Genomic DNA, 5,164 nt, shown 5'->3' on the forward strand with positions numbered 1-5,164 from the left:
CATAAAGATTGTCCGGCGGTGACCTACTCTCCCACACCCTCCCGAGTGCAGTACCATCGGCGCAGAGAAGCTTAACTTCCGGGTTCGGAATGTAACCGGGTGTTTCCTTCCCGCCATAACCGCCGTAACCCTCCGAAACAAACAAACACAAGACGTGCTTGCAGTCTCAGAATTGCCTAGTGGACGCGAGCAAAAACTAGAAAGAAAGTATGCTTTGAGGTCAAGTCCTCGGCCTATTAGTACCGGTCAGCTCCACACGTTACCGCGCTTCCACCTCCGGCCTATCAACCCGGTCGTCTACCGGGAGCCTTACCCCCTCACAGGGTGGGAGACCTCATCTCAAGGCGAGCTTCCCGCTTAGATGCTTTCAGCGGTTATCCCTTCCGAACGTAGCCAACCAGCCGTGCACCTGGCGATACAACTGGCACACCAGAGGTTCGTCCGTCCCGGTCCTCTCGTACTAGGGACAGCCCCTTTCAAGTCTCCTGCGCGCGCAGCGGATAGGGACCGAACTGTCTCGCGACGTTCTAAACCCAGCTCGCGTACCGCTTTAATGGGCGAACAGCCCAACCCTTGGGACCTACTCCAGCCCCAGGATGCGACGAGCCGACATCGAGGTGCCAAACCATCCCGTCGATATGGACTCTTGGGGAAGATCAGCCTGTTATCCCCGGGGTACCTTTTAGCCGTTGAGCGACACCGCTTCCACACGCCGATGCCGGATCACTAGTCCCAGCTTTCGCTCCTGCTCGACCCGTCAGTCTCACAGTCAAGCTCCCTTGTGCACTTACACTCAACACCTGATTGCCAACCAGGCTGAGGGAACCTTTGGGCGCCTCCGTTACCCTTTAGGAGGCAACCGCCCCAGTTAAACTACCCACCAGACACTGTCCCCGATCCGGATCACGGACCAGAGTTAGACGTTCAAAACGACCAGAGTGGTATTTCACCAATGACTCCACCCGAACTAGCGTCCGAGCTTCCCAGTCTCCCACCTATCCTACACAAGACGCTCCAAACGCCAATGTCAAGCTGTAGTGAAGGTCCCGGGGTCTTTCCGTCCTGCTGCGCGAAACGAGCATCTTTACTCGTAGTGCAATTTCGCCGGGTCTGTGGTTGAGACAGCGGGGAAGTCGTTACGCCATTCGTGCAGGTCGGAACTTACCCGACAAGGAATTTCGCTACCTTAGGATGGTTATAGTTACCACCGCCGTTTACCGGCGCTTAAGTTCTCACCTTCGCCCAACCGAAGTCGGACTAAGCGGTCCCCTTAACGTTCCGGCACCGGGCAGGCGTCAGTCCGTATACATCGTCTTACGACTTCGCACGGACCTGTGTTTTTAGTAAACAGTCGCTTCCCCCTGGCCACTGCGACCCCCACCAGCTCCAGGCGCAAAGCCCATCACCAGCAGAGGTCCCCCTTCTCCCGAAGTTACGGGGGCAATTTGCCGAGTTCCTTAACCACAGTTCACCCGATCGCCTTAGTATTCTCTACCTGACCACCTGAGTCGGTTTAGGGTACGGGCCGCCACAACACTCACTAGAGGCTTTTCTCGGCAGCATAGGATCATCCACTTCACCACAATCGGCTCGGCATCACATCTCAGGATCAATGCGAGGCGGATTTGCCTACCTCGCTCCCTACATGCTTACCCCAGGACAACCATCGCCTGGGCTGGACTACCTTCCTGCGTCACCCCATCGCTTACCTACTACCCGATCGGACCGAGCGTTCAGCCTGACACCCGCCCCGAAGGGCCGGCCGACTTAAGGACTCTTAGCATCACGAGGTTCAGTATGGGCGCATTGAAGCGGGTACGGGAATATCAACCCGTTGTCCATCGACTACGCCTGTCGGCCTCGCCTTAGGTCCCGACTTACCCTGGGCGGATTAGCCTGCCCCAGGAACCCTTGGTCATCCGGCGCGAGGGTTTCTCACCCTCGATTCGCTACTCATGCCTGCATTCTCACTCGCACAGCCTCCACGACTAGATCACTCTGCCGCTTCACCGGCTGCACGACGCTCCCCTACCCACCAACAAGAACAAAGTCCTCATCAGTGCCACGACTTCGGCGGTGTGCTTGAGCCCCGCTACATTGTCGGCGCAGAATCACTTGACCAGTGAGCTATTACGCACTCTTTCAAGGGTGGCTGCTTCTAAGCCAACCTCCTGGTTGTCTCTGCGACTCCACATCCTTTCCCACTTAGCACACGCTTAGGGGCCTTAGTCGGTGATCTGGGCTGTTTCCCTCTCGACTACGAACCTTATCGCCCGCAGTCTCACTGCCACGCTCTCACTTACCGGCATTCGGAGTTTGGCTGACGTCAGTAACCTTGTCGGGCCCATCGGCCATCCAGTGCTCTACCTCCGGCAAGAAACACGCGACGCTGCACCTAAATGCATTTCGGGGAGAACCAGCTATCACGGAGTTTGATTGGCCTTTCACCCCTACACACAGATCATCCCCCAGGTTTTCAACCCTGGTGGGTTCGGTCCTCCACCCAGTCTTACCTGAGCTTCAACCTGCCCATGCGTAGATCACTCCGCTTCGGGTCTACAGCATGCGACTCAAACGCCCTCTTCAGACTCGCTTTCGCTACGGCTCCCCCACACGGGTTAACCTCGCCACACACCATAACTCGCAGGCTCATTCTTCAAAAGGCACGCAGTCACATCACACACCAGCAAGCTGATGTAAGCTCCTACGGCTTGTAGGCACACGGTTTCAGGTACTATTTCACGACCCCTCACCGGGGCACTTTTCACCTTTCCCTCACGGTACTCGTGCACTATCGGTCACCAGGGAGTATTTAGGCTTACCAGGTGGTCCTGGCAGATTCACACAGGATTTCTCGGGCCCCGTGCTACTTGGGATCCCCTCCAGAAGCCTTCCGATTTCGTCTACCCGGCTCTCACGGTCTACGGCGCCCCTTCCCAGAGCTTTCAACTACCCCAAAGGTTTATAACTTCTCGCGGTTCCGGCAGAAACCACCAGAGGGTCCCACGACCCCGGACATGCAACGCCTGCCGGCTATCACACACGCCCGGTTTAGCCTCATCCGCTTTCGCTCACCACTACTCACGGAATCACTCTTGTTTTCTCTTCCTACGGGTACTGAGATGTTTCACTTCCCCGCGTTACCACCAACCGCCCTATACATTCAGGCGGAGGCAACACCACATGACTGGTGCTAGGTTTCCCCATTCGGACATCCCCGGATCAACGTCTGGTTGGCGACTCCCCGAGGCTTAACGCAGCCTCCCACGTCCTTCATCGGCTCCTGATGCCAAGGCATCCACCGTGTGCCCTTAAAAACTTGGCCACAAAGATGCTCGCGTCCACTATGCAAATCTCAAACAACAAACAGCAACCACATCCACACCAAAGAATCCCCTGACGCTTCAGTGGCCCTGTGCTCCGAAGAAGACGAGCACAACGTGCCCGTTCCTTCAGGACCCAACAGTGTGTCCGACCAGTCCCGGCCTTCTCGACGCCCGTTCCCACTCCCAACTCCCCGAAAGGAGATGGGCGGTACTAGCACGCAGACGACCAGGCCTGATCGAGTAGCCAGTGCTCCACTAGTGAGCTGTCACCCCACCACACGTTCGGTGGTGACGGGTGAGAGTGCTCCTTAGAAAGGAGGTGATCCAGCCGCACCTTCCGGTACGGCTACCTTGTTACGACTTCGTCCCAATCGCCAGCCCCACCTTCGACCGCTCCCCCCAGCAAGCTGGTTGGGCCACGGGCTTCGGGTGTTGCCGACTTTCGTGACGTGACGGGCGGTGTGTACAAGGCCCGGGAACGTATTCACCGCAGCATTGCTGATCTGCGATTACTAGCGACTCCGACTTCATGGGGTCGAGTTGCAGACCCCAATCCGAACTGAGACCGGCTTTTAGGGATTCGCTCCACCTCACGGTATCGCAACCCTCTGTACCGGCCATTGTAGCATGTTTGCAGCCCAAGACATAAGGGGCATGATGACTTGACGTCATCCCCACCTTCCTCCGAGTTGACCCCGGCAGTCCCCCATGAGTCCCCAACCACCCGAAGGTGTTGCTGGCAACATGGAGCAAGGGTTGCGCTCGTTGCGGGACTTAACCCAACATCTCACGACACGAGCTGACGACAGCCATGCACCACCTGTCACCCAGCCCAAAAGGGAAGCCCCATCTCTGGAGCGGTCCGGGTGATGTCAAACCTTGGTAAGGTTCTTCGCGTTGCGTCGAATTAAGCAACATGCTCCGCCGCTTGTGCGGGCCCCCGTCAATTCCTTTGAGTTTTAGCCTTGCGGCCGTACTCCCCAGGCGGGGCGCTTAATGCGTTAGCTCCGGCACGGAACCCGTGGAAGGGTCCCACACCTAGCGCCCAACGTTTACAGCGTGGACTACCAGGGTATCTAATCCTGTTCGCTCCCCACGCTTTCGCTCCTCAGCGTCAGGTAAGGCCCAGCAAGCCGCCTTCGCCACCGGTGTTCCTCCTGATATCTGCGCATTTCACCGCTACACCAGGAATTCCACTTGCCCCTACCTACCTCTAGCCGGCCCGTATCCACCGCAGACCCGCAGTTAAGCTGCGGGCTTTCACGGCAGACGCGACCAGCCACCTACGAGCTCTTTACGCCCAATAATTCCGGACAACGCTTGCGCCCTACGTATTACCGCGGCTGCTGGCACGTAGTTAGCCGGCGCTTCTTCTGCAGGTACACGTCAACTTCGTCCCTGCTGAAAGAGGTTTACAACCCGAAGGCCGTCATCCCCCACGCGGCGTCGCTGCGTCAGGCTTCCGCCCATTGCGCAATATTCCCCACTGCTGCCTCCCGTAGGAGTCTGGGCCGTGTCTCAGTCCCAGTGTGGCCGGTCGCCCTCTCAGGCCGGCTACCCGTCGTCGCCTTGGTAGGCCACTACCCCACCAACAAGCTGATAGGCCGCGAGCCCATCCCCGACCGAAAAACTTTCCACCACCATCCGATGCCGGAGGCGGTCATATCCGGTATTAGACCCAGTTTCCCGGGCTTATCCCAGAGTCAGGGGCAGGTTGCTCACGTGTTACTCACCCGTTCGCCGCTCGAGTACCCCGAAGGGCCTTTCCGCTCGACTTGCATGTGTTAAGCACGCCGCCAGCGTTCGTCCTGAGCCAGGATCAAACTCTCCAAACAATG

Annotated in this window: 3 rRNA genes; all 3 read right to left on the reverse strand. The window is 57.8% G+C overall.

From position 1 onward, the window contains the following. Positions 1-10 precede the first annotated feature (10 nt). Positions 11-127, reverse strand: a 5S ribosomal RNA gene (gene rrf / locus ABD292_RS48760). Between the two features lie 89 nt (positions 128-216). Continuing rightward, positions 217-3,325 (reverse strand): 23S ribosomal RNA (locus ABD292_RS48765). 313 nt (positions 3,326-3,638) lie between these two features. Beyond that, positions 3,639-5,161 (reverse strand): 16S ribosomal RNA (locus ABD292_RS48770). The 16S, 23S and 5S rRNA genes sit together here, the layout of an rRNA operon. Positions 5,162-5,164: the final 3 nt, after the last annotated feature.

Origin of the sequence: Nonomuraea bangladeshensis (assembly GCF_039529455.1) — a bacterium.
Classification (GTDB): domain Bacteria; phylum Actinomycetota; class Actinomycetes; order Streptosporangiales; family Streptosporangiaceae; genus Nonomuraea; species Nonomuraea bangladeshensis.